Here is a 26,113-nt window from a genome sequence, read left to right on the forward strand (position 1 = left end):
CCGGCGCCGGATTTAGTCGCCGAACAGGCCGCGGATGTCGGTGGCGGTGAGCTTGGACGAGAACATGGCATCGTCTTCGAGCACCGAGGAGATCAGCTTGGCCTTGCGCTCCTTCAGGGCCATCACCTTCTCCTCGATCGTCCCGCGGGCCACCATGCGGTAGACCATGACGTTCTTGGTCTGGCCGATCCGGTGGGTGCGGTCCACGGCCTGGGCCTCGGTCGCCGGGTTCCACCACGGGTCCAGCAGGAAGCAGTAGTCGGCCTCGGTCAGGTTGAGGCCGAAACCGCCGGCCTTGAGGCTGATCAGGAACACCGGCGCGTTGCCGTTCTTGAACTTCTCGATCACCTCGGCGCGGCGCCGGGTGGAACCGTCCAGGTAGCAGTACTCGATGCCGGCGGCGTCCAGCTCCTGGGCGGCCTTCTTCAGGTAGCTGGTGAACTGGCTGAAAATCAGCGCCCGGTGACCTTCGCCGATGACGTCTTCGAGTTGCTCGAAGAGCACGCCGAGCTTGCTGGACGGGACGGAGGCGTACTTCGGATCCACCAATGACGGATCCAGGCTCAGCAGCCGCAGCAGGGTCAGCGACTGGAAGATGGTGAACCGGTTCTTGTCCATGTCCTCGACCAGCCGCAGGACCTTCTGCCGCTCGCGCTGCAGGTGCGTGTCGTAGATCCGCCGGTGCTTGGGCGTGAGTTCCACCTCCAGGACCTGCTCCTGTTTCTCCGGCAGGTCCCGGGCCACCGCTTCCTTGCTGCGGCGCATCATCAGCGGCTTGATCCGGCGGCGCAGTTTCTGCAGCAGCTCGGAGTCCTGGTTGCGTTCGATCGGCCGCTGATACTGGTCAACGAACCGCACGGCGGACGGGAACAGTCCGGGCGCAACAATGGAGAAGATGGACCACAGCTCCATCAGGTTGTTCTCCATCGGCGTGCCGGTGATCGCCATCTTAAACGGCGCGCGCAGATCGCGGGCACACTGGTGGACCTTGGTGGCACGGTTCTTCACGAACTGTGCCTCGTCCAAAATCAGCCCGGCCCAGTCCGTCTCCTGGTAGGCCTCGAAATCCAGCCGGAACAGCGTGTAGGACGTGACCACGACGTCGGCTTCCGCAGTGATTTCGGACAGCGGGCGGCGGCCGCGCACCTGCGTGTCGGTGATGCCCTCGATCCGGAGATCGGGCGCGAAGCGCTGGCTCTCGTGGACCCAGTTCGACACCACGGAGGTGGGCGCCACGACCAGGAACGGGCGGGCGACAGCGGGCTCGCCGTGCTGCTTGGCATGCAGCAGCAGGGCCAGCGCCTGCAGCGTCTTGCCCAGCCCCATGTCGTCCGCCAGCACGCCGCCGAGCCGGTGCTGCCAGAGGAAGGCGAGCCAGTTGAAACCTTCGGCCTGGTAGGGGCGGAGCTCGGCCTTTAAATTGGCCGGCAGCGGAGTCTGTTCCACCGTCTCCAGCGCCAGCAGGCCCTGGACCGATTCGCGCCAGGTGCGGGCCTGTACGGTTTCGGTGGCGACTTCCTCCAGGTCCTCCCAGAGCGAGGCCTGGTAGCGGCTTATCTGCAGTTCCCCGGAGTCCCGGTCCTGCATCTGCCGGGCCTCGTCCACCAGTTGGCGGAGACGGTCGAACACCGGCTGCTCCAGCGACAGGTAGGACTTGTCCACCAGCAGCAGCCGGGTCTGGCCGCGTGCCAGCGCCTTGAAGATGTTTCCGAACGGCACGGTGCGGCCGGCAACGCGGACCATGACGCCGAGGTCGAACCAGTCGCTCTCCGCCGTCTCCACGGTGCTGATGGTCAGCTCAGGTGCTTCTGTCAGCTCCTGGTAGTCGGGCTTTTCGCCCACAATGTCCACGCGCACGCCGTCGAGCTGCTCCAGCGCGGGCAGCGCATAGCGGGTGAAATCCACCGTGGCCATGTCCCGGAGGGTGCGCGCCGCTGTCGTGCCCACGCCCGGCACTGCCGCGGCGGCCTCCAGCAGGTCCTGCTCGGCGGGCAGGTCACGGTAGTGGTTGGTGTCCGGTTCCTGGTCAACCGGAAACCGCAGCGGCTTGTCCCCGTGCCCGTACTCGATGTGCCAGCCGAGCTGCAGCACGTTGCCCTTGCGGTAGGAAGCGGTCAGCACCAGCGCCGGGGGAACGATCTCCGGGAAGCTTACCGATTCGTCGCTGCTAACCACAGCAATGCGCTGGCTGAGCGCCGGATAGTAGCGCTCCATGAACTGCTCGACGTCGGCGGCTGGCACCGTCAGCGGTGTGCCGGAGAGCAGCAGGTTCGCTTCCTGATCGGTGACGGTGTGCGCGGTGGGAGCCAGCGTGATGACGGTCTGGCCGGCGACGGCGTAGTGGTAGACGCCGTGCGTGCCGACGATGCCGGCGGTCTCGACGGGAAGTTCCTGGCCGTCGATCCGCAGTGACGGAGTGAGGACCAAGTCGGCGCTACCCGGGTGATCGCTGGCTGCGTCGTCGCTGGCCTCGGCGGCGGACGGAGCTGCGCCGTTGAGGTGTGCGTCCAAGCCGATCACGGCCCGGTCCCGGATTTCGACGACGGTGTCCGCCTTGGCGCCGACCAGCGCGATGCCCAGCCGCTTGGCTTCGGCGAAGAGCTCCCAGAGCAGCGGGCTGCTGAATTCGTCGAGGAAGAGCCAGTCGTTGTCTTCGCCGAAGTAAGTCAGACCTGTGGCCCGGTGCAGCGGCGCGAACTGGCTGAACCAGCGGTGCTGTTCGGTGTCCAGCGGCAGGCCGTAGGTTTTGTAGCTGATGGTGTTCCAGCGCAGTTTGCTGCGGATCCACCGGCCGGTCTCGTTTTGCAGCACCGGGCGGACCCCGACCCGCAGCCGGTTTCCCGCCTTGCGGGTCCAGCTCGGCCCCGTTGCTGAAACCTCCGGCAGGGAGAGGCCCGAAGGCCTGTACTGGCGGTCGTTCCGGCGCCCCGGCTCCATCAGCTCGAACTGCAGCCCCAGTGCGGACGTGCTTTTCGGTTTGGCCTTCGCCGGTTTGCCTGTGCCGGCGTTGGCGCCGTCCGGCGTCCTGCCGATCAATCCCGCCAGCGAATCCTGCCAGCCGGCCTGTTCCGGTTCCGGCTCGCGGGCGAAGGCCTGGTTGGTGATCAGGTGCTTGCTGTTGCTGTTAAGGAGCACAGCGGCCACGTGCTTGCAGTCGGAACCTACCGGGCAGCTGCAGGAGGCCGAGGCGGGACGGAACTGACCGCTCTTGCCGGTCTCCAGATAGATCCGACAGCGGTACGGCAGCGCAGCGGTACCGATGACTTTGGCGGTGAGGAGCCGAACGGAGGGGTCCCAGTTGAGCTCGGCCACGGAACCGTCGGAGGCATAGATCTTGCCGCGGGCAAAGGCGGCGCCGCCCACCAACTTGATGATTTCGCTGACGTCAACCAGCGGAAAAGTGTGTGCGGCCATGACCTCCATCATCTCACGGTGGAAGCGGCGGCCGGCACGTGCGGCGGAGGCTGGGGACAGGGGAGGACAGCCGGTAGCGCAGGCGCCGTCGGGTACCGCCGTCGTGCTCCGCTTGTTAAGGCTAGGTGGCCCGCAGCATCCTCGGTTTCTTGTTCTTGGTATCCAGGATCAGTGCCAAGGCAATGCCGAACATCCAGACGTCCTTCGCGTAGACGACGCCCTCGGCGCTGGGGCGGATGTTGTCCTCGCCCGTCATCTGCGGCGTCTTGAGGTACATGGTTAGCAGCGAACCGGAGAACACTGCAAGACCCAAGCCCGCCAGCCTGCTGGGAACGAACGGCAGCAGCAGCGCCGCGCCCAAGGCGGTCTCGCCGTAGGCGAGCAGTTTGCCGAACTTCTCTGGGTCCATCTGCTTCAACTGCGGGTACGCGTGGCTGCCCATTTCCTGCAGGGCGGCGGCGGTGTCCCTGTCCAGCTTTTGCTTCCCCAGTCCGGAGTTGAGGATGAACGCGCCGGTGGAGAGGCGCAACGGAATATGGCTCAGTTTCATCGGAAGTCCTCGAATCTGTGTTGTCCGCTGGTAAATCCGAGCCTACGGTTCCGCCACAACGTCCGCTAGTGATCGAGTGCCCCCGGTGGTTGGCCGGTCTCTACTCGGCGCTGGCGCGCCTCCTTCGACCACCGACAGCGCCCCCGGTGGTCCCGTGGAGACCCCGCTGCGGAGCGCCGCCTATTTCTTGGCGGCGCGGACCACCCGGGCCACGGCCCGGCCGGCGGTCCAGACCAAGGGAATGAGTACAGCCAGCAGCGCCACGGTGTTGGGCCGGAATGTCGCCGGCCCGTCACCGCGCCCGGCGTAGACGCCGAGCGGCATGGCTATGCCGCCACCGCCACCGCCGGCGGCTCCATCGGCATCGCCGCCGCCGCCAAAACCGTACTGGACCCAGGCCACCGGCACCACAGTCTCGCCGCCCACCTGCAGCGGTTCGCCAAAGGTCCGGGCAACGCCCAGCGATTTGAGCTGTTCGGCCAGCCGTTCCGGTACGGAGGGGCCGCCCGGCGGCCGCTGCTCCTTACGGGATGACGGGGCAGAGTCGGGCGAGGCGGATCCGGTTTCTGTGGGCATGGCCACATCCTAGTGGAACCGGCCGGGCCGCTGAATAGCCGGGCCTCCGGCTGAAGCGTTCAGCCGGCCAGGAAACCCAGCACGCCCCGGGCTTCCAGGTTCAGCTCCCGGCGCTTGACCCTGACGGCAAGCCGGTAATAGTCCACCAGTTGCTCGCAGAGCACCGGCCAGGTGCGGCCTTGCACGGAGCGATGAGCCGCCTCGCCCAGTGCCCGGCGTTTGGTGTCGTCGCCAGTTAGATCCCGGACGTACTCGCGCAGTTCGTCCAGGTTCCCGGGCCGGTATATCCAGCCGGTCCGCGAGGGGTCAACCAGGTCCAGCGGGCCGCCGCGCCCCACGGCCACCACGGGCACGCCGCTGGCCATGGCCTCCTGGATGGTCTGGCAGAAGGTCTCCGATTCGCCCGGGTGCACAAAGAGGTCGAACGAAGCGACACGGCGAGCCAATTCTTCGCCGGTCTGGAAACCGGCAAAGTGCGCGCCGGGCAATGTCGCCTGCAGTTCCTCTTTCAGCGGGCCGGAGCCGACCACCACCAGCCGGGTCCCGGGCAGGTCGGCCAGCACGGCCAGGTCTGCCACCTGCTTTTCCGCCGCCAGGCGGCCCACGTAACCGATGATCCGTTCGCCGTTGGGCGCTACGGAAGCCCGCCAATCGGCGTCGTACTTATCCGGGTGGAACCGAGAGGTGTCCACCCCGCGCCGCCACAGGTGGACCCGGACGCCGCGGCTGCGCAACTGCTCCATCGCGAACGACGACGGCGCCAACGTCAATGTGGACGCGTTGTGGATGCTCTCCACGCGCTGCCAGAGCAGTTCCTGCAGCCAAGGCGCACCGTAGCGGGCCGCGTAGGCGGGGACTTCTGTCTGGTAAACGGACACGGTGGGCAGGCCGAGCTGCTGGGCTGCCTGCACCGCGCGCCAGCCCAAGATGAAGGGGGAGGCCACATGGACCACGTCCGGCTGGAAGTTGGCCAGCACCCGGCGGATGCGTGCCACGGTTCCGGCCGCCACGCGCACATTCGGGTACCCGCGCAGCGGAATGGACGGCAGCCGGTAGACGGGGTAGCCCTCCACCGTTGCCGGTGCGGTGTCCTCCAGCCACGACGACGTCGGTGCCACCACCAGGACGTCGTCGCCGCGGCGCCGCAGGTGGGCGATGACTTGCAGCAGTGAATGGGTGACACCGTTCATATGCGGCAGGAACGATTCGGCGACGATAGCAATCCTCACGCCGTCCACCCTGCCTGCGCCCGGCAACGCGCAGGCGAGCAGGTGTGATCGTGTCGGTGAACGGCGGCCAAACTCCACTCTGGCAGGGTGGTCGGGTGACCATGGGACTCCTGGCGCTGATCACCGGCGCGATCTTTTTCGGCTCGGTGGCCCAGCGCATCGCCGGCATCGGGTTCGCCCTGCTGGTGGCGCCGATCCTGGCCATCTTGCTGGGGCCGCACGAGGGCATCATGATGATCAACATCTGCGCGGTGATTTCCTGCGGGCTGATTGTGCCTCGGGTGTGGCGGCAGATTGACTGGAACCTGCTGCTGTGGCTGTCCGTTCCCGCCGCCGCCGGTACGGTCTTCGGCTCTTGGCTTGCGGTCCAGGTCCCGCCCGCCGTGCTGTCCACCGTGGTGGGCGCAGTCGTGATGGCCGGGCTGGCCGTCGCGGTGGTGCTGGGCCGTGCGCAGGTCAGCGTATCCGGGCAGGCGCCGAAGGCGCTCGCCGGGCTGGGGTCGGGACTGACCAACGCGCTCGCCGGAGTGGGCGGTCCGACCGTGAGCGCCTACGCCATCCTGTCCCATTGGCCGCCGCGACCGTTCGCGGCAACGCTGCAGCCGTTCTTCTTGCAGCTGTGCCTCATCACTGTAGGCGTGAAGTTGGCGGTGGACCCCGGCAGCGTGCCGCACTTGGCTTGGTGGATGTGGGCGGTCCTTGCGTTGGCGATCATCCTGGGCATCTTCGCCGGCGAGCGGATCGGCCGGCGGTTGCGGGACGAACATGCCAGGGCCGCGGTGGTGGTGCTTGCCTTTCTGGGAGCGGCCGGCGCGTTGGCCAAGGGACTGGCGGATCTACTGGCCTGAGTGCCCTGCCTTTCTCATATTTTCACTCCACTAACAAGGGCTGGCTTTATTTCCTAAAGCAGGTATGGTCTGTAGGCAAGACATCCCGCTTGAGAAAGAGGAGCAAGAATGTCCGGAAAAACACCTGCGCGCGAAAGCGCCAAAAAGCAAGGCCGAAGCATTAAAGAAAAGCGTGCCGAAAAGCGCGAAAAGGCGAACTTGGAGAGCGAAGCCATTCCCAAGCGCCGGAAGCGTTAGCACGCCGGACCAATTGCCGTCCGTGGAAACAGCGGCCCAGTTGCGGGGGTTGATGTTTTGAGGGGTACGGACCGATGATGCCGGTGGAACCGTGGCCACACGGTTCTTGCTGACTGGCGGAGCCACGGAAAGAGTCCGCGGAATTAGTCTTCCTGCGTTGAATTTCCGTTGAGCGAATATCCGCCTGCGGGGCGGCCGGATGATTTCAAGGTCATCCGGCCGCCCATTCCATTTTTTGATGCGTTGCTTTCCTGCCGGCGCACACGAACGTATTCCGGTTTCCGGAACGCGACGAACAGGTGTTTCGGCTTGGCGGCCCGGAGGTCTGGCGTGTCGCCGGTGAGCGGCGTACGGTTTTTCTTGCTGGGGGTCCAAACGTGGAGAGGACAGTGCCATGGAATGGATCCGGCCGGAGGACTCTGGCTACGACGAGACCCGGAAACTTTTCAACGCGATGATTGACCGGCGGCCGGCCGTCATTGCCCGGTGCAGCAACCCGGACGACGTGGGGGAGGCCCTGCGATACGCCAGTACACACGGCCTGCAGGTGGCCGTGCGGTCCGGCGGGCATTCTGTGGCGGGCATGTCGACGAATGATGGCGGATTGGTCATCGATGTCCGTCCGATGAAGGCGGTGTCAGTGGACGCGGAGGCCCGGACCGCCACCGTGGGCGGCGGCGTGACCTGGGGCGAATTTGATCGTGCGGCCCAACCCTACGGACTGGCGGTCACCGGCGGTCGGGTCTCTACTACAGGCGTTGCCGGCTTCACGCTCGGCGGCGGATCCGGGTGGATGGAACGGAGCTGGGGCCTGGCTTGCGACAACCTCGTCTCGGTGGACCTGGTAAGCGCTGCCGGAGAACTGGTCACCGCGAGCGAGCGGGAAAACCCGGACTTGTTCTGGGCACTGCATGGCGGCGGCGGAAACTTTGGCGTGGCGGTCTCGATGACTTTCCGGATGTTTCAGGTCGGCGAGCAGAGCCTGTCCGGCCTGATGCTGTGGCCCGCCGAAGCCGCACCCGACGTGGCCCGTGCCTATCGCGACTTCGCACCGGATGCGCCCATGGGCGTGGGAATTGCTCTGGCATCCGTGATCGCCCCTCCGGAGGAGTTCGTCCCGGCCGACTTGCAGAACACGCCCGCGATCGGCGTCGTCTTTGTCCACGCAGGGGAGCCGGAAACCGGCGAGGCAGCGCTCTCGACCGTGCGCCGCTGGGGGCCAGCAGCTGACGTCGTGGCGCCGCGGCCCTACGCGGAGTTCCAATCAATGCTCGACGACCAGCCGGACCAGTTCAATTATTGGACCGCCGACTACCATGACGAGTTTCCGGACCCGGCGCTTGATGTTTTCCTGCAATACGGTGCCAACTTGCCGCACCCGTCGTCGCAGTTGTTGCTGCTGCCGTGGGGAGGTGCCGTGGCCACAGTGGACGACACGAGCACCCCTATGGTCCGGCGGGACGCAGCCTGGGTCAGCCACCCGTTCGCGCTCTGGCAGGACCCGGCGCAAACGGAGGCAGCCATCGATTGGGCCAGGGGATTCCGCCGGGACATTTCCGACTATGCCACCGGCGGGGCGTACCTGAACTTCATGGGCCACGAGGGCCAAGACCGGATCAAGGCGGCCTTCGGCGAGGAGAACTACAACAGGCTGGCCAAGATCAAGCGCGAGTACGATCCGTTCAATGTTTTCCGCGGCAACCAGAACATAGAACCGGCAGCCTGAGAACCCCAGAGGGGACCCGGGAGCGTGAGCCCGGTCCCGCCGTTATGCGCTGAGAGAGTACGACGGCGGCGCGCCACCGCCGTGTGCCGATGGCCACGGCGCCGAGTCGCTCAGCCGGCAGGGGCAACCTGGCTGGCACCATAGAAGCAATGAAACTCACGTCGCGACCGGGCGGTCAGGCCGGACTGCCGATGCCCCTGTGGCTGCAGGGTGCCTTCGAGTTCTTCCAGTGCGCCCTGCTCTCGGCCATCCTGGTGCTGCTGCCGCTGGTGGGCGTGTGGTTTGCCGACGGATTCGACGACCGCACTTTCGATTCGCTGGCTCGGCTCGGCGGCCAGGCCTGGCTGCTCATCCACGGCGTCCCGCTGGAACTAACCATCCAAACCGGAGCCAGCTCGGCCGAAACGCTGCGCGGAACGTTGTCGCTGGTGCCGCTGGGCCTCGCGCTCATCCCGTTCTTCCTGTCCTGGCGAGCCGGACGGCGGCTGGCCCGGGCCTCCTACACGGACCAGCTGTGGCAGGCGCTGGCCGGCGCCCTCGGAACCTACGCTGCCGTGGGCGCAGCGACCGCCTATCTGGTGCGGACCGACGAAGTGGAAATTTCCGTGCTGGCCGGGGCCCTGATTCCGCTGCTGCCGGCGGGGGCGGGGCTGATCGTGGGCGCCTACCGGGAAGCCGGGTCCTGGGCGCGGTTGATCGGCGTCGATGCGGCCGCGTGGGTGGCCCGCACCAGCCAGCATTCCCGCTGGGCCGGATCCTACGTGTGGGCCGGCGTCCGCGCCGGGCTGCTGGCGGTGACCGCTGCCGTGGCGCTCTCCGCCCTGCTGCTGGCAGTGGACCTGGGCCTGCACTGGGCCGAAGTCGTGGAAATCTACGAACAGCTCAGCCCCGGCATCATCGGCGGCGTCGTGCTGACGGTGGCGCAGCTGGGACTCGTGCCCAACTTCGTCGTGTGGGCGCTGTCATGGTCCTCCGGGGCCGGCTTTGCCATCGGCTCCGGCAGTTCCATTGGGCCGCTGGCCACCACGGTGGGTCCGGTGCCCGCGTTGCCGGTGTTGGGTGCGCTGCCGTCCGGCGAGCTGACCTACGGGCTGGCCGCCCTGGCCGTGCCGGTGGTAGCCGGCGTGCTGGCCGGCTGGTGGTTCCTGCGCGAGGGCGAGAACCACTTCGACGAGTGGCTCTCCATCAAGATCCGGGCCCGCTGGTTCACAGCCTCCGCGTCCACTCTGCTTCTGGGACTGTTCATCGGGGCCGTCGCCGGAGCAGCGGCCGCCGCGCTGGTGTGGCTGTCCAATGGTTCGCTGGGTATCGGCCGGCTGACCGAGATCGGGCCGGATCCGCTGTGGACCGCGCTGTGGGTTGCCGGTGAAGTCGCGTTCGGCACCATGATCGGCCACGCCGTTGCCCCTTGGCTGGAACGCGAACCGGCCAAGGCCCGCAGCCGGAAGTGAGCTACGGGTTGAACATGCCGGTCAGGTTCAGCAGCTTGTCCTCATAAGTGCCCAGGCAAGCCTCGCGGGCCGACTGCGTCACCGCCAACTGGTTGCAGTCTTCGAAGGCCGCGGTCAAAGGCCAGAACAGCACCTGCGCCAGTGTGGTCAGCAGGAAGAACGCGCCGGCAGCGATGCCCAGTACATAGGTGATCCGCAGCGAGCCGGGCAGCCCCGAGCGCACCGCTTTGACCAGGCCGATCACGGCCACCACGATGCTTGCCGCGGCCAGTGCCGGAGCCACCGCCTTCCAAGGGAGCGGAAGGGCCGTTGCTAAGAAGGTGGAGGCCAGCAACAGCAGCAGCACGCGGACGAAGAGCCCCGCCGACTTGATCTGTTCCTCGGTCGGCTCCGGGCGCGTGGTTTGCTGCATGGATTAAGCCTAGGCGAGAGGGGCGCATAAAGTTGATTCCATGCGTTTAGTGGTCCTCGTTTCAGGCTCCGGCACCAACCTTCAGGCCGTCATCGACGCCGTCAGCGACGGCCGGCTTGATGCCGAGATCGCCGCGGTGGGCAGCGACGTTCCCGGCTGCCGCGGGCTGGAACGCGCCGTCGAGGCGGGGATCCAGACCTTCACCGTGGCTCCCGCCGGCTTCGCCACACGTCCCGAATGGAACCGTGCTCTGGAAAAAGCCGTTGCGGCCTACAACCCGGACGTTGTGCTGCTAGCCGGCTTCATGCGCATCCTCGACGCCAACTTCGTCGCCCGCTTCGAGGGGCGCCTGGTCAACACCCACCCGGCCCTGCTGCCGTCTTTCCCTGGCGCCCACGGCGTCCGCGATGCCATGGCCCACGGCGTCAAGATCACTGGTGTAACCGTGCATCTGGTGGACTCGGGCGTCGACACCGGTCCCATCCTTGCCCAGGCGGCGGTGCCCGTGCTCGACGACGACACCGAGGAATCGCTGCACGAACGGATCAAGGTGGAGGAACGCCGGCTGCTCGTGGAGACACTGGCCACTTTCGCCTAGGCTCCGTTGAACAACGACGCCGGTGCTTGCCTAGGGGCGCCGGTCCGGCTTTCCTGCTCCTAGGCACCCGCTATTTAGTGCAAACCTGTGGAAAACCTCCGCATCCTTCGATGCGTCTGGCTAGACTGACTCGCACTAAGCGTCCAGCCCGTCCAGCACCTGGGGGTCTGAGTGAGCCAGCAGCCAACACTCATAGCTACAACGCGCGCCAGAACCACCATTCTTTTCATCACTGCGGCAGCCCTCGCCCTCTCTGCCTGCACCGGACCAGCCGGCGCCGAGCCGTCAGTAAGCCCCGCGCCCGCAGCTTCGGCATCAGCCACTCAAAGTCCCGAGCCAACTTCTACATACAAGCCAGCGTCCGAAGACGGCCCGGCAGAAAACGTTCCGGTTCCCGAGATGCCAAGTGAAGCATCGCTGAAATCCCAGCAAGGACTGAAAGCTTTTATCCCGTACTGGTTTGAGTTGGTTTCATACGCGTACGAGACCGGTGACTTGGAAGAGGTCAGGTCGATAACAGGTCCCGACTGCGCGCTGTGTGATGCGGTGTTTGACGACATTAAATCCTGGACGGTCGATGGGCGATGGATCGTCGGCGGTGGTCTCCAGGTGACCAAGATTGAAGACCGCTATATGAAGACAACGCGCGGGGGATACGCCCCTTACGTTTTCTTTAGTCAAGAACCGCTTCTTTACTATTCCAGCGGTGCTCTCAAGGGTGAATCGGACGGTATTGCAGAGCCCGTCTTGTGGATTGCAGAAATTCAGTACAATAACGGCGGCTGGAAGATGATCAACCTTTCGCGTCCCGAAGGCGCTAGGGAATGAGACTGCAGGGACGGCGTCGACTTCTGTCTGGTGCAACGTCTACTTTGACACTCCTGCTGCTAATCACAGGCGGAACCCAAGCTTCTTGGTCCGCGGATTCTAACCTGCCGCCTATCGGAGGTGACTTCGAGGAGACGGACATCGTTTTGGAGTCGGAAAGAACACTTCCGGGAGCACTGCCTGAAATAAACGATCCGAATATACTCCCTATCGGTTCGGGTTCGGTCACAGAGCCGCCACAGCGGAAGTTTGAACCGGTGTGCATCCCCAACCTTGCCGATATCTCGGTCGAATGCATTCTAGTCAATGCGAGCTGTTCTGTAGGCGCCGACGGTACGCTGATGCGCATTCTTGAAGCGCCGGCCGGCCAGAGCCCGCCGCAGTGGGTAGATACGACTAGAACGGTTTGCCAGTACTCGGATAGGCCTCTGGAACCCACCGCAGATGCCGGCGACGAGCTACCCACAGTGACGATCGAATTCTTTCGGCGGTTGCCGATTGCACCGTCTGGGCTGTCCGTGCAGCCTGTTCCCCACACTTTGATCGGGGCTGAAACGAATGTCTATGCAAGTCCGAACGAGCAGACGTTCAACGAGGAAATCGATGGTTTTGATGTAACTGTTCGCGCGATCCCCACCTCCTACACCTGGAGTTACGGTGATGGCTCCTCGCTGGGACCGACAAACCTACCTGGAGGGCCGCTCCCGGCTGATCGACTGGGTGAAAAGACGGCCACCAGTCATCGATATACGGAGACCGGCGACGTTCAGGTTACATTGACGACCAGCTACAGAGGCGAGTACTCGATCGATGGTTCGGATTGGATCGCGATCTCGGGTGAAGCGCAGATAGATAGCGCTGCAGTGGGTCTAAGCGTCTGGCGGTCAGTGGTGAATAACTACGCAGACAATTGCTTGGAGAATCCGGAGGGCAGGGGTTGCTGAAGCGGAATTAAAGAGGTGTGATCTGCCACACTTGAAGCACATTTTTCAGATTTTGGACCGCATCCCGGCGATAGGGTATGTGACGGAGCTGACGCCGCTAGATGCGAAGAGGTCGGCTCCCACTCATTCCGTTATCCCAGGGGAGACCATGAAGAAGTTGATGATGTCCGGCGCCGTGGTGACTATGGCAGCCGTTGCGCTGGTCGGCTGCGGCAGCGAGGCCGGGTCGGACAAGGCCGCAGTAAGCAACAAGCCGGTAGCGGCTACCACTGACGCACCGGCGCAGAATGTTCGGACGCCGGAGAAGAACGACCGGATGGCCGAGGACACGGCACAGGGTTTGGCGTCCTTCACGTACTACTACTTCGATGCCAAGAACTACGCGATCCAGACCGGCGATGCAGCCCTGATGCGTGAAGTTGCCGCCGACTGCGACAGCTGCATGGCCGAGGCAGACGCCATCGAGGCCGTGTACGCAGACGGAGGCTGGATTGTCGGCGGACAGCCGAAGGCTCAGAACGTGGTGGCGCTGGAAGAAGCCAAGGACGACAAGGGCAATCTGAGCGCCGTAGTTCCGTACATGGAAGACGGCAGCACGATCCTGGACAAGGACGGCAAGACCGTGGAGACCAAGAAATGGGATTCAGACGGAACCACCCTGACGGTAGCTGCCAATTACGCCGACGGCGCGTGGTCGATGATGTCTGTTGAGGAGACTCCGGACGCTGGGCTTCCGGAGTAGAGACTATTCCGCTGCACGTGCGCCCTTCCGCCTGATGGCGGAAGGGCGCGTTTTGTTAGGGCGCCATGTAGGCGGCCATCAAATTTAGAGCAGTTCGGCGCCCCTGGTTTCGGGGGAGAAGCGCGCCATCCACAGCACGGCGAACACCACCAGGACGCCGGCGATGGAGAACGACCAAGCCAGTCCAATATACGGCCACATGACCGATGCGAAGATGAGCGGGCCGAAGCCGGCTCCAACCCGGGAGAACGTAGAGGCCCAGCCGAAGCCCGACCCGCGCAGCTCGGTGGGGTAGAGCTCAGAGACATAGGTATACAGCACGGGAATAGCGATCTGCACCACCATCCCGTAGACCAACAGCAGGGCCACCACCGCCGGGGGAACGTCGATGAGGAGTGCGACGAGGACGAGCGCCAGCGCCGACAGCGGGCCGGTAACGGCGAGGATCCACTTCCGCCCGGTTTTCTCGACGAAGTACGCGGCGATGATGACGCCCACCAGCCCGACGGCGGCCATGCCGGCCGTGGTGAGGAAGGCTCGCGCTGCGGCGAATCCGGCGTCGATGAGGATGATCGGCATCCAGGTCAGGGCCAGGTAGTAGACCAGCAGGATGCTGAAGAACAGGGCCCAGGCCGCCGTCGTAATTTTCCAGTTGAATTTCCAGACGGCTCTGAACTGCTCCAGCACGCTGACGGCGGACAAGCGCGGTGCTTCGCTGGCTTCGGGCAGCCGCCATTCGCCAACGGTTCCGCCGGTTCGCTCGATCATGCTGTTGATGACCTGTTTGGCTTCCGCCGTGCGGCCGCGGCTGACCAGGTAGAGCGGGGATTCGGGCACCGACCTGCGGACCCAGAAGACCAGCAGGGCGGGCAGGACCATGATCAGCATGGTGAAGCGCCAGTCGGCCACGGTGGCCATGATGATGGCCGAGACAAAACCGCACAGCGCGGCGCCAACAGGCCACCAGCCGTCCATCGCGGTGAGGACGCGGCCGCGATGGCGGCGCGGCGTGAATTCCCCGACCAGCGCGTAGTCCACCGGTACGCAGCCGCCCAAGCCGAAGCCCGCGATGAATCGGAAGACGCAGAACCAGACAATGTCGGGTGAGAAGGCGCCGAGGACCGTGAAGACCGAGAAGACCAGCAGCGTGGCGGTGAATGCCGTCTTGCGGCCGATTAGGTCGGCGATCGACCCCCAGATGAAGGCGCCAAGGGCCATGCCGATCAGATTGGCTGTGCCGATCCAGGCTGCCTGGGCCGGAACGAGGTCCCAGTGGTCGGACAGCAGCGGGATCAGGACGCCGTTGAGCGTCACGTCCCAGGCATCGAACATGAAGCCGAGTCCGCCGAGCAGGAAAATCTTGCCTTGGACCCTCCAGCGCCAAGGCAGTTCCTGGACGACCTGGTCACCGGTGGGCAGGGAAGCGGTCTGCGTCATTCATGGCCTTCCAACGGAGCAACTATTCCCACTCTATCCGGCACCGTGACCGCGACCGCAGGCATCAGTAGTCCACGATCCGCCCGAACGACGGCGGCGCGTGCGGCGCTCGTCCGCAGACGATGCGGCCGCGCAGTCGCTGGAAGATGTGCGGCGCCAAATCCATGGCCGCGGCGAAATCCTGTTCCGAGGTGAAGGCGCCGCGCTTCTCCCTGGCCTCGACCGCTTTCTTGGCGAGCGCCCGGGAGAATCCCGGCAGGGCTTCAAGCTCGGTGGCGGATGCCGTATTAACGTCGATGGCTTCGGCTGCTGTGGCCGGCGCCGAAGAGGCAATACCCGTCGGATCGGATTGCGGCCCGGGTGGGCTGCTGACAGCGGCCCCGGCGCCGGCAGGGGTGGTTGGGCGGCGTTGCGCCGCGCTGGATGTTCCGGAGGACCCCGCTCTTGGTGCCTTGGCACTGTTGCGGGAACCGGCACGGCTGTGTGGCGCGGGCTTGGCGTTGGCTCCGCGGGCCCGGTCACGCGGCTGGCGCCGGCTGTTGAGTTGGCTGCCGGAGCGCGACCGGACGGTGCGCCCGGTGGTGCGGGACGGCTGGGCAACAGCGCGGTCGCTGTCCCACTTGAAGCGCAAGTACTCGGGGTTGATGGCCACGGCAAAACTGCTGCCGGCCAGCCAGCAGGTCATGAGCAGCCAGGTAGCGATCTCCTCCTGAAAGCCGTCACCCTCGAGCATGGCCATGGCCACACCGCTGAGTAGGAGGTGGACCAGGCCGAGGATCCACCACAAAGGGCGCTTCGCCCGGGTACCAACCACTAGCAAGGCAGTGAAGCCAAGGAACCCAAAGGTTCCCACCGGCACCAGCAGCCAGAGGCTCTGGCGGACCTTCCATCCCAGCCTCGGCTGCGGGGCTGCCATCAGTAATCCACCGACCTTCCGAAGGACACCGGCTGGGCCGGCGGGAGCTTGCAGACCAGGTGCGGACGCAACACCACCAGGTCGGGTTGGGAGATCCCCAGTGCGGCGCCGAAGTCTTCTACCGAGCGGAACGGTCCGCGTTCGTTGCGCAGCCGGACGGCCTTGCGTGCCTTGTGCCGGCTGATTCCGTTCAGCTTCTGCAGAGCTGCCGCCGGGGCGCTGTTGATGTCCACGGGATCGGCCGAGGACCGGGCAGTCCGGGCGGCGGGGGAATGAGTAGCGCCGGCGTAGTAGCTGGTGGCATCGAAGCCGGGATCATTGAGGAATTCGGCCGCCTTGCCTGGGAGGCGCGGCGCCGGGGCTGTGCCGGCAGGCCGCGCGGCCACGGTTCGGGAACCACGCCCGAAGATCGCCCGGGCGGTGGGACGCGTCGTCGTTGTTTCTGTCCCAACGTCCGCTGGTGCGCGGCGGACGAGGGCGGCCCATGCAGTACCGGAGGATCGGGAGGCCAGCTCCCAGCGGTTGCGCAGCCACGCCGGATTGATGCCGAGGGCATGCAGGGAGCTGATGGTCCACAGCAGGATGCGGGCGGTGCCGCCGGCTTCCGGGTTCATGGTCAGGGAGACCACGAGCACCACCAGATAGAGACCGGCGGCGGAGAGCCAGGCTGCGCGGCGGGCCAGCAGGCCGATGATCAGGAAGCCAGCCCAGCCCACGAACCCGGCGCCGAGCAGCGGCAGCAGCAGCCACAGGCTGCCGGCCACCAGCCAGAGGACCTGCGGCCTGCCTGTCCGGCCGGTGATGGCGGGGTAGTGGTCAGCGGCGGACATTCAGGACCATGGTGACGCTTTGGTCTTCTTCAACGGTTTCCGATGCGAGTTCCAGGCCGGCGGTGTGCGCCCGTTCGCGCAGCTTCCGGACCACCGCTTGCTGGACCCTCCGGGCGTAGGCATCGTCGATGGCCTGGACGATTTCCGCGGCGCGTTGCCGGTCAACGTCCTCACCGCTGAAGTGGACCTGCCAGATGCCTTCGGCGTCGCGATCGAACTCGGCCGTCGCGTCCGTCCAGGCGGCCTCGATCGAGTTCTCCGCGGCATGGGTGACCTGTGCCTGCGTGTCCGCCAGAGCAGCCTGCAGCAGATCCAGGTCCTTCATGCGTGTTCGCACCTGCACCTGCGGCACCGATTCAACGTCATCGGCCTTATTCGTTTCGTGGTTCTTGGCCTTGTTGTCGATGGCGGCATTGACGGCGGCAACTGCGGCGATGGCGGCCGGGATGAGCAGCACGGAAACACTCATGGGGTTTCTCCTGATCGGGCGCCGGCCGGGACCGGGCGGGGCGTGGTGGTGGGGGCAAAAGTGCGGCGGGATGCCGTGGGCCGGGAGGCGGCCGCGCGGGGAGCACCCGTTTCCTCGACGCCGGGCCGGCTCGAGCCGGGTCTGTCGGCGCGGGCGCCAAGGTCGGCCAGCAGGGCATCCAATTGGTCGTCGGAGGCCCAGCCGTTCAACCCGATGGTGCCGTCGCGGGCAACACGGATTTCGATCCGGTCCGGCTGGGCGCCGATGTCCTTCAGCAGGGCCCGGTAGCGGCCGGTCAGCGCGGTCAGGCCCTGGTTGGTGGATCCGATCCAGGGCCGTTGCAGGTCGGGCCGGTCCTGGAGGTAGGGCCCGTCCGCCAGCAGGTCGGTGGCAGCGAGCAGGCCGGCGATGTCCTCCCGGTTGGCCGACCAGCGCTGCAGGTCCTGGCGCAGGTAGCCGGTGAAGGTCATTACCGACAACCCGGCCTCCCGAAAGGACCGTGCGACGACGGCGCTGGCCGCCGCCTGTTCGAAGGGTTCGCCGCCCAGCAGGGTCAGCCCTTGGGATCCGGCGGCGAGCGCTTGGTCAACGAGCCCGGCGGCGAATTCGCCGGTCGGGACAAGGGCTGCGCCGCGGGCGGCCCAGAGGTGGGGGTTGAAGCAGCCGGGGCAGCGGATGGAGCATCCTTGCAGCCAGAGCGCAGCCCGCCGGCCGGGTCCTTCGGCATCGGTGGCCGGAAGGAACCGCGCATACCGGATGGTTCCGGCGTCGGTCTGCGCCGGGACGGCGCCGTTGTTAATTCGGGAGTCCGGTGCCGGTCCGGTTAGCTGCTCTGCACCGGGGCTAGTCTGCCGACTCATTGTGTACGTAGTCGCTGGCGGTGACCGCGGTGCGGGTGTAGTCCTCCGTGTAGGAGCTGGAGACGGTTTCCGCTTCCAGCAGGTCTTCGAGCAGCGTGATGTAATCCAGGCAGTCGCTGCCGTAGATGTTGCGGGTTTCGGCCGCCACCGCACCGTCGGGGCCGACCGTGACAATGAGTTGTTGCTGGTCCATCGATTCTCCTTCGGAGTCGGGTGCTGTCTAGAAGTCCACGGTGCGGCCGCCGCGGACCGGCTGGCCCGACGCTATGGCGGGCCGGGGATCTGCGGGGTGCTGCGGATCAGCCGGATGCCCGGAACCGGCGTCCAGGTCCTCGCTGCCGGTGGCACCGACCGCCCGCAAGGCGGCCCATTGCCGGATGGCGCTGACTTCCTCCGCCTGGGTGATGGCCAACGGAATCATGTTGGACACGGCGCGCTGCAGGTCGGCCAGGACTACGTGGCGGTGTTCGGCGTAGGCGTCGAAGAGCGCGGCGATCACGGCCTGCTCGATCTCCGCCCCAGAGTAGTTCTCCGACGCGGCGGCAAGCTGCTCGACGGCGGCTGGATCGTTGGCAATGGCGCCCAGCTGGTTGGCCGGGGTGCTCTGGCCGGCCATCTGGATCTGCCAGATCACCCGGCGTTCGGCGTCGCTGGGCAGGTCGACGAAGAAGATTTCGTCGAACCGGCCCTTGCGCATGAACTCCGGCGGGAGCCGGTCGATGTTGTTGGCGGTGGCGACGACGAACACCGGGTGGCGTTTCTCTTGCATCCAGGTCAGGAAGGATGCGAAGACTCGGGCGGAGGTGCCCGAGTCTCCTTCGCCGTTGGTGCCAGCGAAGCCCTTCTCGATCTCGTCAATCCACAGGATGGCGGGGGAAATGGCTTCGGCAGTGGCGATGGCGTTGCGCATGTTCTGCTCGCTGGAGCCGACCAGCCCGGAGAAGACCCGGCCGATGTCCATGCGCAGCAGCGGCAGCCCCCAGCCCGAAGCCATCGCCTTGGCTGTCAGGGACTTTCCGCAGCCGGGGACGCCTGTGATCAGCACGCCCTTGGGGGAGGGGAGTCCGAAGTCGGCGGCCGCATCCAGCCAGGAGCCCTGCCGTTTGGCCAGCCAGCGCTTGAGGTTGTTCAGTCCGCCCACCTCGTCGAGGCTGATCTTGACGTCCACATAGTCCAGCAGCCCGGACTTGCGGATGGTCTGGCGCTTTTCGTCCAGCACCACCTTCACGTCATCGGCGGTCAACTCGCCGTCGTCGACCATGGCGCGGGCGAAGGCGTTCTCTGCTTCCGCCATAGTCAGGCCCAGCGCCGCCTGCACCATGTTCTCCTGGTCGGCTTCGCTGAGCGCGACCTTGATCCGTCCGCCGTCGGAATTCTGGTTGATCATGTGGGCGAGCATGGCCTGGATCTCGCCATGGCTGGGCAGCGGAAAGTCCACCAGCGTGACGGCTTTGTCCAGCTCGGGCGGAATCCGCAGTAGCGGAGCGACAATGATCAGCACCCGTCCGGCGGTGCCCTGCCGGAAGGCGGCGGAGATCTCCCGGACTTTCCGCACCACTTCAGGGTCCGCCGGGCGCTGCTCGGTGCCGAAATAGGCATGCAGGTCGAAGAAGATGAAAACGCCGGGGTCGTGCGTGCCGAGCACCCGGTCGAGGGCCCGCGCCGGGGCGGTGGTGTTGGACTGCTGGCCGTCGCCGGGAGAGATCAGCCCGCTGCTGGCATTCCAGGTCCACACCGGCCGCGGCGTGCGCAAGGCGGCGGCGCACTTGAGCACTTCGGCGTGCACGCGTGCTTCTTCGTGGCTCTCCACGTACAGCACAGGGATGCGGGCCTTGAACGCCTGGTCAAGCGTTTCGGCAAACGACATGGGAGTCTCCCTTTGAAGGAACTGACGAGCGATCTGGCTCTACTTTAGGCACAGTTCAGGCGCGGCCCTCAGCGTCCCACGCGGAAGCTCCATTGGCCGTCCGTGGTGTCCACCAGGAAATACGTCACCGGGTACGGCTGCCAGGAGAACCTGGTGGAGCTACTGCCGATCTTGTTGACCACCAGGTTCCGGCGCGATTCCTGCCAGGTATAGACCGCGATGTTGGATTCCCCCTTGTAGGTGAATTCGGCCAGCACTTCCTCGCCCTCATAGCGCACCAGCGCCGGGCCGTAGCCGGAGACCGTGCCGCCTTCCAGCTCGGCGTAGGGGACCGGCCGGACCTCTAGCTGCCAGTCGCCTTCAGCGTCGATGGTGAGGGTGAACTTGTCCCGGGCCGGGGCCAGCAGCGCGGTGGCTGGTTCGTTCCGGTCGGCGGAGTTGTAAAGGAAGTGGACCGGCCACTTCGGGTTTTCCGGGTCGTCCACCGCCACGCTGACATCGACGCCGCTTGTGACGGCGACCTCGAACGGGCCGTCGTAGCCGGCCGGCCGCTGGTAGTCGATGGTGGCATCTCGGGAGCCCGAATAGCTGCCGGCCCGGTCGGATCGCACCGGGGTCTTGTCCTCCTGCGCTAGCGCTGTGCTGCCGTCAGTCCCGTCGGCCCCGCCGCGCCCGTCGGCTCCGGGGGCAGGCGCGCCACCGGCGTCGGACTCTGCTGCCGGTTCTGCCGTTGCATCCGCTGGCGCAGCTGCGTCGCCGGCGGCGCTGAACAGGTGCGGCAGCAGCCGTGGCGCGGCAAAGGCCATCGTTCCGCCAAAGATTAGAAGCCCGACCAGCCACACCGCCACTGAAAAGCGGCCGATCCGCAGTGCCGCGTCTTCCGCCGCCGGTGCTGACATGTTCTGCTGTTCTCCTTCTGCTGCCTTGATGAGGTTACCCACACCGGGGACCGGCTTCACACTCGGGGCCGGAGAGGGGCCCGGCGCTAGACTGAAAGCATCCCCGAAGCCATCCATACTTGGAGATTTGCGTGAGCTTGAAGCAGCTTGACCGTGTTCCCATCCGCCGTGCGTTGATCTCGGTGTACGACAAGACCGGGCTGGAGGAGCTGGCGCAGGGCCTGCACTCCGCCGGGGTCAGCATAGTGTCCACCGGCTCGACGGCAAAGAAAATCGCCGCCGCGGGCGTGCCGGTCACCGAGGTCTCCGAGATCACCGGCTTCCCGGAATGCCTGGACGGCCGGGTTAAGACCCTGCACCCGCGCGTTCACGCCGGCATCCTGGCCGACCGCCGGCTGGACGACCACGTCCGGCAGCTTCAGGAGCTCGACGTGGAGCCGTTCGACCTTGTCGTGGTCAACCTCTACCCGTTCGTGCAGACCGTGAAGTCCGGCGCCAGCCAGGACGACGTCGTCGAACAGATCGACATTGGCGGACCCTCAATGGTGCGGGCCGCGGCGAAGAACCATCCGAGTGTGGCGGTGGTCGTCGATCCCGCCGGCTACGGCGATGTGGTGGAGGCTGCCGCGTCCGGTGGCTTCGACCTGAAGACCCGACGCCGGCTGGCGTCCCTGGCGTTTGCGCACACCGCCGCCTATGACACCGCCGTGGCCAAGTGGACCGCCGAGCAGTTCGGCGATGACGAGGCCGCCGAATCCGGCTCGGCCGAGGCGCCGAAGTTCCCGCCGTACGCGGGGCTGGCGCTGGAGCGTTCCGAGTCGCTGCGCTACGGCGAGAACCCGCACCAGGCCGCGGCGCTGTATGTGGAGGCAGGCGCGGAGCCCGGCCTCGCGCAGGCGGAGCAGTTGCACGGCAAGGCCATGAGCTTTAATAACTACGTCGACGCCGATGCCGCCGTGCGGGCGGCCTTCGATTTCGCCCAGCCCGCGGTTGCCGTGGTCAAGCACGCCAACCCCTGCGGCATCGCCGTCGCCTCGCCGGACGCCGCAGACCCGATCGCCGATGCGCATGCCAAGGCGCACGCGACCGACCCGGTGTCCGCGTTCGGCGGCGTCATCGCCGCAAACCGGACCGTGACCGCCGGAATGGCCAACACCGTCAAGGACATCTTCACCGAGGTTGTCGTGGCCCCCGGCTTCGATCCGGAAGCCGTGGAGATCCTGTCGCAGAAGAAGAACATCCGGCTGCTCGTCCTGCCCGAGGGCTTCGCCCGGGACACGGTCGAGTACAAGCAGGTCTCCGGCGGCATGCTGCTGCAGGCCTCGGACCGGATCGATGCCGACGGCGACGATCCCGCCACCTGGACGCTGGCCGCCGGCGAGGCTGCCGACGAGGCGACGCTGGCCGATCTGGCCTTCGCCTGGCACGCGGTGCGCTCCGCGAAGTCCAACGCCATCCTGATCGCAGCCAATGGTGCTGCCGTGGGCATCGGCATGGGCCAAGTCAACCGGCTGGATTCCTGCCGGCTGGCCGTGGAGCGGGCCAACACCCTGGGCGTGGCGGTCGGCGGCGGAGCCGACGCTGCCGGGGGAGCGGCCAATGTGCAGGACGCCGGGGCACCCGAGCGGGCCCGCGGCGCCGTGGCTGCCTCCGACGCGTTCTTCCCGTTCGCCGATGGATTGCAGATCCTGATCGACGCCGGCGTCCGCGCCGTGGTGCAACCGGGCGGATCGGTCCGCGACGAGGAAGTAGTGGCGGCGGCCCAGGCGGCCGGCATCACCATGTACTTCACGGGCGCGCGCCACTTCTTCCACTGAGAAGGTCTGCGGCGGCTCCGGCCGCAACAGCTGATCCGCGCCAGCTAGCCAGAATGCTTGTCAGCACCGTGCCGGGCACATAGGTTCAAGGAAACCGGTGTGTCCGGCACCGGCCGTTAAGGGAGGCACACTGTGCTGGCGATGCAGACCACGGCGGCGGCTGGAACGGGCGATATCTGGCTGGGCGTGGTGATTGGGGGGATCATCGTGGCCGGTGCGGTGGCGTACTTCGTGGCATCGCGGCTGCGCCGTACTCGCTCCTATGAGTCAGCCAGCCGGCACGCGGCAGCGCGGGAGGCCGAGGCCGCCCGGCCCGGCGGCGGCATGAAGGATACCCACCTGGATCAAGGCAGCGCCCTACACCGCTCGCAGGTCTTCGGTCCCGGCAGCCCCTGAGGGGGACGCGCCCTGGAGAGAAAGCGTCCTGAGGCAAAGCGCCCTGAGAAGCCGCCCTCAGCCAGACCGGCTCCGGCAGGCGGGGCACCGCCGTCGTGCTTGGCGTGGGGCACGGCCTCAGGCAGGTGAGGTGGGCCGCGCTGCGCCCGCCCGCGGCTGTTCTGGATGAAGGGTGCGCGTCTTCGACCGGGACCGATTTAGCCTCCTCGGGTAAATTGGAGGAGTTGAGTAAACACTGAAGACCCACTTTTGCAGGGAGACGCCTCACCCATGGCCAAGATTATCTATACCCACACCGACGAAGCGCCGATGCTGGCAACGTATTCGTTCTTGCCGATCGTTGAGGCCTACGCCTCCACGGCGGGTGTGGAAGTGGAGACCCGCGACATCTCGCTCGCCGGCCGGATCATCGCCGTTTTCGGCGACTACCTCACCGCGGAGCAGCGGATCGGTGACGCCTTGGCCGAACTGGGCGAACTGGCCAAGCAGCCGGAAGCCAACATCATCAAGCTGCCGAACATCAGCGCTTCCGTGCCGCAGCTAAAGGCGGCCATAAAGGAGCTGCAGGAGCACGGCTACGCCCTGCCGGACTACCCGGACGACCCGTCCTCCGACGAGGAGAAGGACATCCGCGCCCGCTACGACAAGATCAAGGGCTCCGCGGTCAACCCGGTGCTGCGCGAGGGCAACTCCGACCGCCGCGCGCCGCTCTCGGTCAAGAACTACGCGCGCCAGAACCCGCACAGCATGGGTGCCTGGACCGCCGATTCCAAGACCAACGTGGCCACCATGGACGCCGATGACTTCCGCTCCAACGAGAAGTCTGTGGTGATGCCGGCCGACGGCAAGATCAAGATCCAGCTGGTGGCCGAGGACGGCACCGTCACGGTGCTGAAGGACTCCTTCCCGGTGCTGGCCGGCGAGGTCATCGACGGCACCGTGATGCGCGCCGCCGCCCTGGACGAGTTCCTGGCCGCCCAGGTTGCCCGCGCCAAGGAAGAAGGCGTGCTGTTCTCCGCGCACCTGAAGGCCACCATGATGAAGGTTTCCGACCCGATCATCTTCGGCCACGTGGTCAAGGCCTACTTCTCGGAGCTGTTCGAGACCTACGGCGACAAGCTGGCCGCCGCCGGGCTGAGCCCGAACAACGGGCTGGCCTCCATCCTGAACGGGCTGGACGCGCTGGATCCGGAGGACCGCAAGGGCGTCCAGGAGCTGATCAACAAGGGCCTGGACCAGGGGCCGGCCATCGCCATGGTGGACTCGGACAAGGGCATCACCAACCTGCACGTCCCCTCCGATGTGATCGTGGACGCTTCGATGCCGGCCATGATCCGCACCTCCGGCCACATGTGGGGACCGGACGGCCAGGAAGCGGACACGCTGGCCGTGCTGCCGGACAGCTCCTACGCCGGCATCTACCAAGTGGTGATCGACGACTGCCGCGCCAACGGCGCCTACGACCCGACCACCATGGGCACCGTCCCCAACGTCGGACTGATGGCCCAGGCCGCCGAGGAATACGGCAGCCATGACAAGACCTTCGAGATCCAGACCGCCGGCACCGTGCAGATTGTGGATGAGGCCGGAACCGTGCTGATCGAACACCAGGTGTTCCCGGGCGATATTTGGCGCGCCTGCCAGACCAAGGACCTGCCCATCCGCGACTGGGTGAAGCTGGCGGTGACCCGCGCCCGCGCCAGCCAGACGCCTGCCGTGTTCTGGCTGGACGAGACCCGCGCGCACGACGCCAACCTGATCGCCAAGGTGACCGAGTACCTGAAGGACCACGACACCGAGGGCCTGCAGATCGAGATCATGTCTCCGGTGGAGGCCACCGCCTTCACCGTGGAGCGCATCCGCAAGGGCCAGGACACCATCTCGGTCTCCGGCAACGTGCTCCGTGACTACCTGACCGACCTCTTCCCGATCCTGGAACTGGGCACCAGCGCCAAGATGCTCTCCATCGTGCCGCTGATCAACGGCGGTGGACTCTTCGAGACCGGTGCCGGCGGCTCCGCCCCGAAGCACGTCCAGCAGCTGCTGGCCGAGAACCACCTGCGCTGGGATTCGCTGGGCGAGTTCCTGGCCCTGGCGGTGTCCTTCGAGCACCTGGCCACCAGCACCGACAATGCCCGTGCGCAGATCCTGGCGGACACGCTGGACGCAGCCACCGGGACGTTCCTGCTGCAGAACAAGTCGCCCAAGCGCAAGGCCGGCGAACTGGACAACCGCGGCAGCCACTTCTACCTGGCCCTGTACTGGGCGCAGGAGCTGGCCAAGCAGACCGCTGACGCCGAGCTGGCGGCTGCCTTCGCCGGCATTGCCTCCGAGATGGCCCAGAACGAAGAAGCCATTGTCGGTGAACTCAATGCCGTGCAGGGTTCGCCGGTGGACCTGTCCGGTTACTACCGGCCGGACGCGGCCAAGGCCGCAGAGGTCATGCGCCCGTCCGCCACGCTGAACAGCATTGTGGCCAAGCTGGCCGAAGCGGCCTAGCGCGCACCGGGCGGCTTCGCCCGGCTTCAGGCCCTGACTGACGACGGCGGCCGGGCACCTTTCGCGTGAAGGGCGGTTTCAAGGGGTCGTTGCAACACTGCTGGTGGTTACGTGGTCAATAGTAGGTTACGCAGGCGCTCGGCTGGGGAGTCCCAGTCGAGCGTTTTGCGTGGGCGTGCGTTGAGTTCCTGGGCGACGTGTTCGAGGTCTTCGGGTCCGTGGACGGAGAGGTCGGTGCCTTTGGGGAAGTATTGGCGCAGCAGCCCGTTGGTGTTCTCGTTGGAGCCGCGCTGCCACGGGCTGGCGGGGTCGCAGAAGTAGACGTCCATGTCCGTGGCGAGGCTGAAGGATTTGTGGGCGGCCATTTCCGAGCCCTGGTCCCAGGTCAGCGAACCGCGCAGGTGGGCCGGGAGCGTTGACATGGTCTGGACCAGGCCGTCGCGGACCGTTGCCGCGGAGTGGTCGCCGGGGAGGTGGACCAGCATGACGTAGCGGGTGGCCCGTTCGACCAGCGTGCCTATCGCGGACTTGCCGCCGGCGCCGATGATCAGGTCGCCTTCCCAATGCC

General features: G+C 66.2%; 25 protein-coding genes. 11 read left to right on the top strand and 14 right to left on the bottom strand.

The genetic code is table 11. The annotated features are described in order from the left end of the window. Window positions 1-12: 12 nt before the first annotated feature. The 4 genes from AC5RWX_RS11235 to AC5RWX_RS11250 form a co-directional block, all read right to left on the bottom strand. Window positions 13-3,414 (bottom strand): DEAD/DEAH box helicase, encoded by a 3,402-nt coding sequence (locus tag AC5RWX_RS11235; protein WP_493945202.1) that lies wholly within the window; start codon window positions 3,412-3,414, stop codon window positions 13-15. Between the two features lie 121 nt (window positions 3,415-3,535). Continuing rightward, entirely contained in the window at window positions 3,536-3,964 is a 429-nt protein-coding gene (locus AC5RWX_RS11240) for a hypothetical protein (protein ID WP_493945201.1), read from the bottom strand. 180 nt (window positions 3,965-4,144) lie between these two features. Next, entirely contained in the window at window positions 4,145-4,540 is a 396-nt protein-coding gene (locus tag AC5RWX_RS11245; protein ID WP_493941188.1) for a hypothetical protein, read from the bottom strand. 59 nt (window positions 4,541-4,599) lie between these two features. Continuing rightward, on the bottom strand, window positions 4,600-5,769 hold the full coding sequence (locus AC5RWX_RS11250; RefSeq protein WP_493945200.1) for a glycosyltransferase family 4 protein: 1,170 nt from the start codon (window positions 5,767-5,769) through the stop codon (window positions 4,600-4,602). Window positions 5,770-5,870: 101 nt separating this feature from the next. Between AC5RWX_RS11250 and AC5RWX_RS11255 the strand changes: the two genes are divergently transcribed. The 4 genes from AC5RWX_RS11255 to AC5RWX_RS11270 all read left to right on the top strand — a co-directional run bounded on the left by AC5RWX_RS11255 (window position 5,871) and on the right by AC5RWX_RS11270 (window position 10,031). Further along, complete coding sequence (locus tag AC5RWX_RS11255) at window positions 5,871-6,617, top strand: sulfite exporter TauE/SafE family protein (RefSeq protein WP_493945223.1); 747 nt, start codon at window positions 5,871-5,873, stop codon at window positions 6,615-6,617. A 108-nt stretch (window positions 6,618-6,725) separates the two neighbouring features. Continuing rightward, on the top strand, window positions 6,726-6,854 hold the full coding sequence (locus AC5RWX_RS11260; protein ID WP_493941186.1) for a hypothetical protein: 129 nt from the start codon (window positions 6,726-6,728) through the stop codon (window positions 6,852-6,854). 394 nt (window positions 6,855-7,248) lie between these two features. Further along, window positions 7,249-8,580 carry an FAD-binding oxidoreductase gene (locus AC5RWX_RS11265; protein WP_494097433.1) on the top strand — a complete coding sequence of 444 codons (1,332 nt, stop codon included), beginning with the start codon at window positions 7,249-7,251 and terminating at the stop codon, window positions 8,578-8,580. A 149-nt stretch (window positions 8,581-8,729) separates the two neighbouring features. Continuing rightward, on the top strand, window positions 8,730-10,031 hold the full coding sequence (locus AC5RWX_RS11270; protein ID WP_494063547.1) for a cell division protein PerM: 1,302 nt from the start codon (window positions 8,730-8,732) through the stop codon (window positions 10,029-10,031). A 1-nt stretch (window position 10,032) separates the two neighbouring features. On the opposite strand, the gene AC5RWX_RS11275 is transcribed toward AC5RWX_RS11270, so the two are convergent. Then, window positions 10,033-10,443: a hypothetical protein gene (locus AC5RWX_RS11275; protein WP_493941183.1), complete on the bottom strand. Its 411-nt coding sequence runs from the start codon at window positions 10,441-10,443 to the stop codon at window positions 10,033-10,035. Window positions 10,444-10,483: 40 nt separating this feature from the next. Between AC5RWX_RS11275 and purN the strand changes: the two genes are divergently transcribed. The 4 genes from purN to AC5RWX_RS11295 all read left to right on the top strand — a co-directional run bounded on the left by purN (window position 10,484) and on the right by AC5RWX_RS11295 (window position 13,555). Next, window positions 10,484-11,041 (top strand): phosphoribosylglycinamide formyltransferase, encoded by a 558-nt coding sequence (purN, locus tag AC5RWX_RS11280; RefSeq protein WP_494097434.1) that lies wholly within the window; start codon window positions 10,484-10,486, stop codon window positions 11,039-11,041. 171 nt (window positions 11,042-11,212) lie between these two features. After that, window positions 11,213-11,869 (top strand): DUF6318 family protein, encoded by a 657-nt coding sequence (locus AC5RWX_RS11285; protein WP_494097435.1) that lies wholly within the window; start codon window positions 11,213-11,215, stop codon window positions 11,867-11,869. 257 nt (window positions 11,870-12,126) lie between these two features. After that, window positions 12,127-12,813 (top strand): hypothetical protein, encoded by a 687-nt coding sequence (locus AC5RWX_RS11290; protein ID WP_494097436.1) that lies wholly within the window; start codon window positions 12,127-12,129, stop codon window positions 12,811-12,813. A gap of 148 nt (window positions 12,814-12,961) precedes the next feature. After that, a complete protein-coding gene (locus tag AC5RWX_RS11295; protein WP_494097437.1) occupies window positions 12,962-13,555 on the top strand; it encodes a DUF6318 family protein in 594 nt (197 codons plus the stop codon). An 84-nt stretch (window positions 13,556-13,639) separates the two neighbouring features. Here AC5RWX_RS11295 and AC5RWX_RS11300 read toward each other — a convergent pair whose 3' ends face one another. The 8 genes from AC5RWX_RS11300 to AC5RWX_RS11335 all read right to left on the bottom strand — a co-directional run bounded on the left by AC5RWX_RS11300 (window position 13,640) and on the right by AC5RWX_RS11335 (window position 20,833). Beyond that, a complete protein-coding gene (locus AC5RWX_RS11300) occupies window positions 13,640-14,992 on the bottom strand; it encodes an MFS transporter (RefSeq protein ID WP_494097438.1) in 1,353 nt (450 codons plus the stop codon). 64 nt (window positions 14,993-15,056) lie between these two features. Continuing rightward, window positions 15,057-15,908 carry a ComEA family DNA-binding protein gene (locus AC5RWX_RS11305; RefSeq protein WP_494097439.1) on the bottom strand — a complete coding sequence of 284 codons (852 nt, stop codon included), beginning with the start codon at window positions 15,906-15,908 and terminating at the stop codon, window positions 15,057-15,059. Continuing rightward, a complete protein-coding gene (locus AC5RWX_RS11310; protein WP_494097440.1) occupies window positions 15,908-16,738 on the bottom strand; it encodes a ComEA family DNA-binding protein in 831 nt (276 codons plus the stop codon). Before AC5RWX_RS11310 ends, AC5RWX_RS11305 begins: the two co-directional genes overlap by 1 nt. Next, window positions 16,725-17,207: a hypothetical protein gene (locus AC5RWX_RS11315; protein WP_494097441.1), complete on the bottom strand. Its 483-nt coding sequence runs from the start codon at window positions 17,205-17,207 to the stop codon at window positions 16,725-16,727. The genes AC5RWX_RS11310 and AC5RWX_RS11315 overlap by 14 nt, the downstream gene beginning before the upstream one ends. After that, window positions 17,204-18,067 carry a 4Fe-4S single cluster domain-containing protein gene (locus tag AC5RWX_RS11320; protein WP_494097442.1) on the bottom strand — a complete coding sequence of 288 codons (864 nt, stop codon included), beginning with the start codon at window positions 18,065-18,067 and terminating at the stop codon, window positions 17,204-17,206. The genes AC5RWX_RS11315 and AC5RWX_RS11320 overlap by 4 nt, the downstream gene beginning before the upstream one ends. Then, window positions 18,051-18,260: a DUF2997 domain-containing protein gene (locus AC5RWX_RS11325; RefSeq protein WP_493957126.1), complete on the bottom strand. Its 210-nt coding sequence runs from the start codon at window positions 18,258-18,260 to the stop codon at window positions 18,051-18,053. Before AC5RWX_RS11325 ends, AC5RWX_RS11320 begins: the two co-directional genes overlap by 17 nt. A 27-nt stretch (window positions 18,261-18,287) precedes the next feature. Then, on the bottom strand, window positions 18,288-19,934 hold the full coding sequence (locus AC5RWX_RS11330) for an AAA family ATPase (protein ID WP_494097443.1): 1,647 nt from the start codon (window positions 19,932-19,934) through the stop codon (window positions 18,288-18,290). Window positions 19,935-20,002: 68 nt separating this feature from the next. Further along, complete coding sequence (locus AC5RWX_RS11335) at window positions 20,003-20,833, bottom strand: hypothetical protein (protein ID WP_494097444.1); 831 nt, start codon at window positions 20,831-20,833, stop codon at window positions 20,003-20,005. Window positions 20,834-20,964: 131 nt separating this feature from the next. Between AC5RWX_RS11335 and purH the strand changes: the two genes are divergently transcribed. The 3 genes from purH to AC5RWX_RS11350 all read left to right on the top strand — a co-directional run bounded on the left by purH (window position 20,965) and on the right by AC5RWX_RS11350 (window position 25,545). Further along, window positions 20,965-22,650 (top strand): bifunctional phosphoribosylaminoimidazolecarboxamide formyltransferase/IMP cyclohydrolase, encoded by a 1,686-nt coding sequence (purH, locus tag AC5RWX_RS11340; protein WP_494097445.1) that lies wholly within the window; start codon window positions 20,965-20,967, stop codon window positions 22,648-22,650. Between the two features lie 132 nt (window positions 22,651-22,782). Continuing rightward, complete coding sequence (locus tag AC5RWX_RS11345) at window positions 22,783-23,046, top strand: hypothetical protein (protein ID WP_493945185.1); 264 nt, start codon at window positions 22,783-22,785, stop codon at window positions 23,044-23,046. A gap of 270 nt (window positions 23,047-23,316) precedes the next feature. Next, entirely contained in the window at window positions 23,317-25,545 is a 2,229-nt protein-coding gene (locus AC5RWX_RS11350) for an NADP-dependent isocitrate dehydrogenase (RefSeq protein ID WP_493942113.1), read from the top strand. Between the two features lie 107 nt (window positions 25,546-25,652). On the opposite strand, the gene AC5RWX_RS11355 is transcribed toward AC5RWX_RS11350, so the two are convergent. Then, on the bottom strand, window positions 25,653-26,113 hold a 461-nt coding region (locus tag AC5RWX_RS11355), incomplete at its 5' end, for an IS30 family transposase (protein WP_494097446.1).

This window comes from Arthrobacter sp. SPT-J7 (genome assembly GCF_059089965.1).

What these genes read in the sequence shown, in the direction of transcription:
- AC5RWX_RS11235 (WP_493945202.1), bottom strand. Translation starts at nt 3,414, where the DNA reads ATGGCCGCACACACTTTTCCGCTGGTTGACGTCAGCGAAATCATCAAG.
- AC5RWX_RS11240 (WP_493945201.1), bottom strand. Translation starts at nt 3,964, where the DNA reads ATGAAACTGAGCCATATTCCGTTGCGCCTCTCCACCGGCGCGTTCATC.
- AC5RWX_RS11245 (WP_493941188.1), bottom strand. Translation starts at nt 4,540, where the DNA reads ATGCCCACAGAAACCGGATCCGCCTCGCCCGACTCTGCCCCGTCATCC.
- AC5RWX_RS11255 (WP_493945223.1), top strand. Translation starts at nt 5,871, where the DNA reads ATGGGACTCCTGGCGCTGATCACCGGCGCGATCTTTTTCGGCTCGGTG.
- AC5RWX_RS11260 (WP_493941186.1), top strand. Translation starts at nt 6,726, where the DNA reads ATGTCCGGAAAAACACCTGCGCGCGAAAGCGCCAAAAAGCAAGGCCGA.
- AC5RWX_RS11265 (WP_494097433.1), top strand. Translation starts at nt 7,249, where the DNA reads ATGGAATGGATCCGGCCGGAGGACTCTGGCTACGACGAGACCCGGAAA.
- AC5RWX_RS11270 (WP_494063547.1), top strand. Translation starts at nt 8,730, where the DNA reads ATGAAACTCACGTCGCGACCGGGCGGTCAGGCCGGACTGCCGATGCCC.
- AC5RWX_RS11275 (WP_493941183.1), bottom strand. Translation starts at nt 10,443, where the DNA reads ATGCAGCAAACCACGCGCCCGGAGCCGACCGAGGAACAGATCAAGTCG.
- purN (WP_494097434.1), top strand. Translation starts at nt 10,484, where the DNA reads ATGCGTTTAGTGGTCCTCGTTTCAGGCTCCGGCACCAACCTTCAGGCC.
- AC5RWX_RS11295 (WP_494097437.1), top strand. Translation starts at nt 12,962, where the DNA reads ATGAAGAAGTTGATGATGTCCGGCGCCGTGGTGACTATGGCAGCCGTT.
- AC5RWX_RS11300 (WP_494097438.1), bottom strand. Translation starts at nt 14,992, where the DNA reads ATGACGCAGACCGCTTCCCTGCCCACCGGTGACCAGGTCGTCCAGGAA.
- AC5RWX_RS11305 (WP_494097439.1), bottom strand. Translation starts at nt 15,908, where the DNA reads ATGGCAGCCCCGCAGCCGAGGCTGGGATGGAAGGTCCGCCAGAGCCTC.
- AC5RWX_RS11310 (WP_494097440.1), bottom strand. Translation starts at nt 16,738, where the DNA reads ATGTCCGCCGCTGACCACTACCCCGCCATCACCGGCCGGACAGGCAGG.
- AC5RWX_RS11315 (WP_494097441.1), bottom strand. Translation starts at nt 17,207, where the DNA reads ATGAGTGTTTCCGTGCTGCTCATCCCGGCCGCCATCGCCGCAGTTGCC.
- AC5RWX_RS11320 (WP_494097442.1), bottom strand. Translation starts at nt 18,067, where the DNA reads ATGAGTCGGCAGACTAGCCCCGGTGCAGAGCAGCTAACCGGACCGGCA.
- AC5RWX_RS11325 (WP_493957126.1), bottom strand. Translation starts at nt 18,260, where the DNA reads ATGGACCAGCAACAACTCATTGTCACGGTCGGCCCCGACGGTGCGGTG.
- AC5RWX_RS11330 (WP_494097443.1), bottom strand. Translation starts at nt 19,934, where the DNA reads ATGTCGTTTGCCGAAACGCTTGACCAGGCGTTCAAGGCCCGCATCCCT.
- AC5RWX_RS11335 (WP_494097444.1), bottom strand. Translation starts at nt 20,833, where the DNA reads ATGTCAGCACCGGCGGCGGAAGACGCGGCACTGCGGATCGGCCGCTTT.
- AC5RWX_RS11350 (WP_493942113.1), top strand. Translation starts at nt 23,317, where the DNA reads ATGGCCAAGATTATCTATACCCACACCGACGAAGCGCCGATGCTGGCA.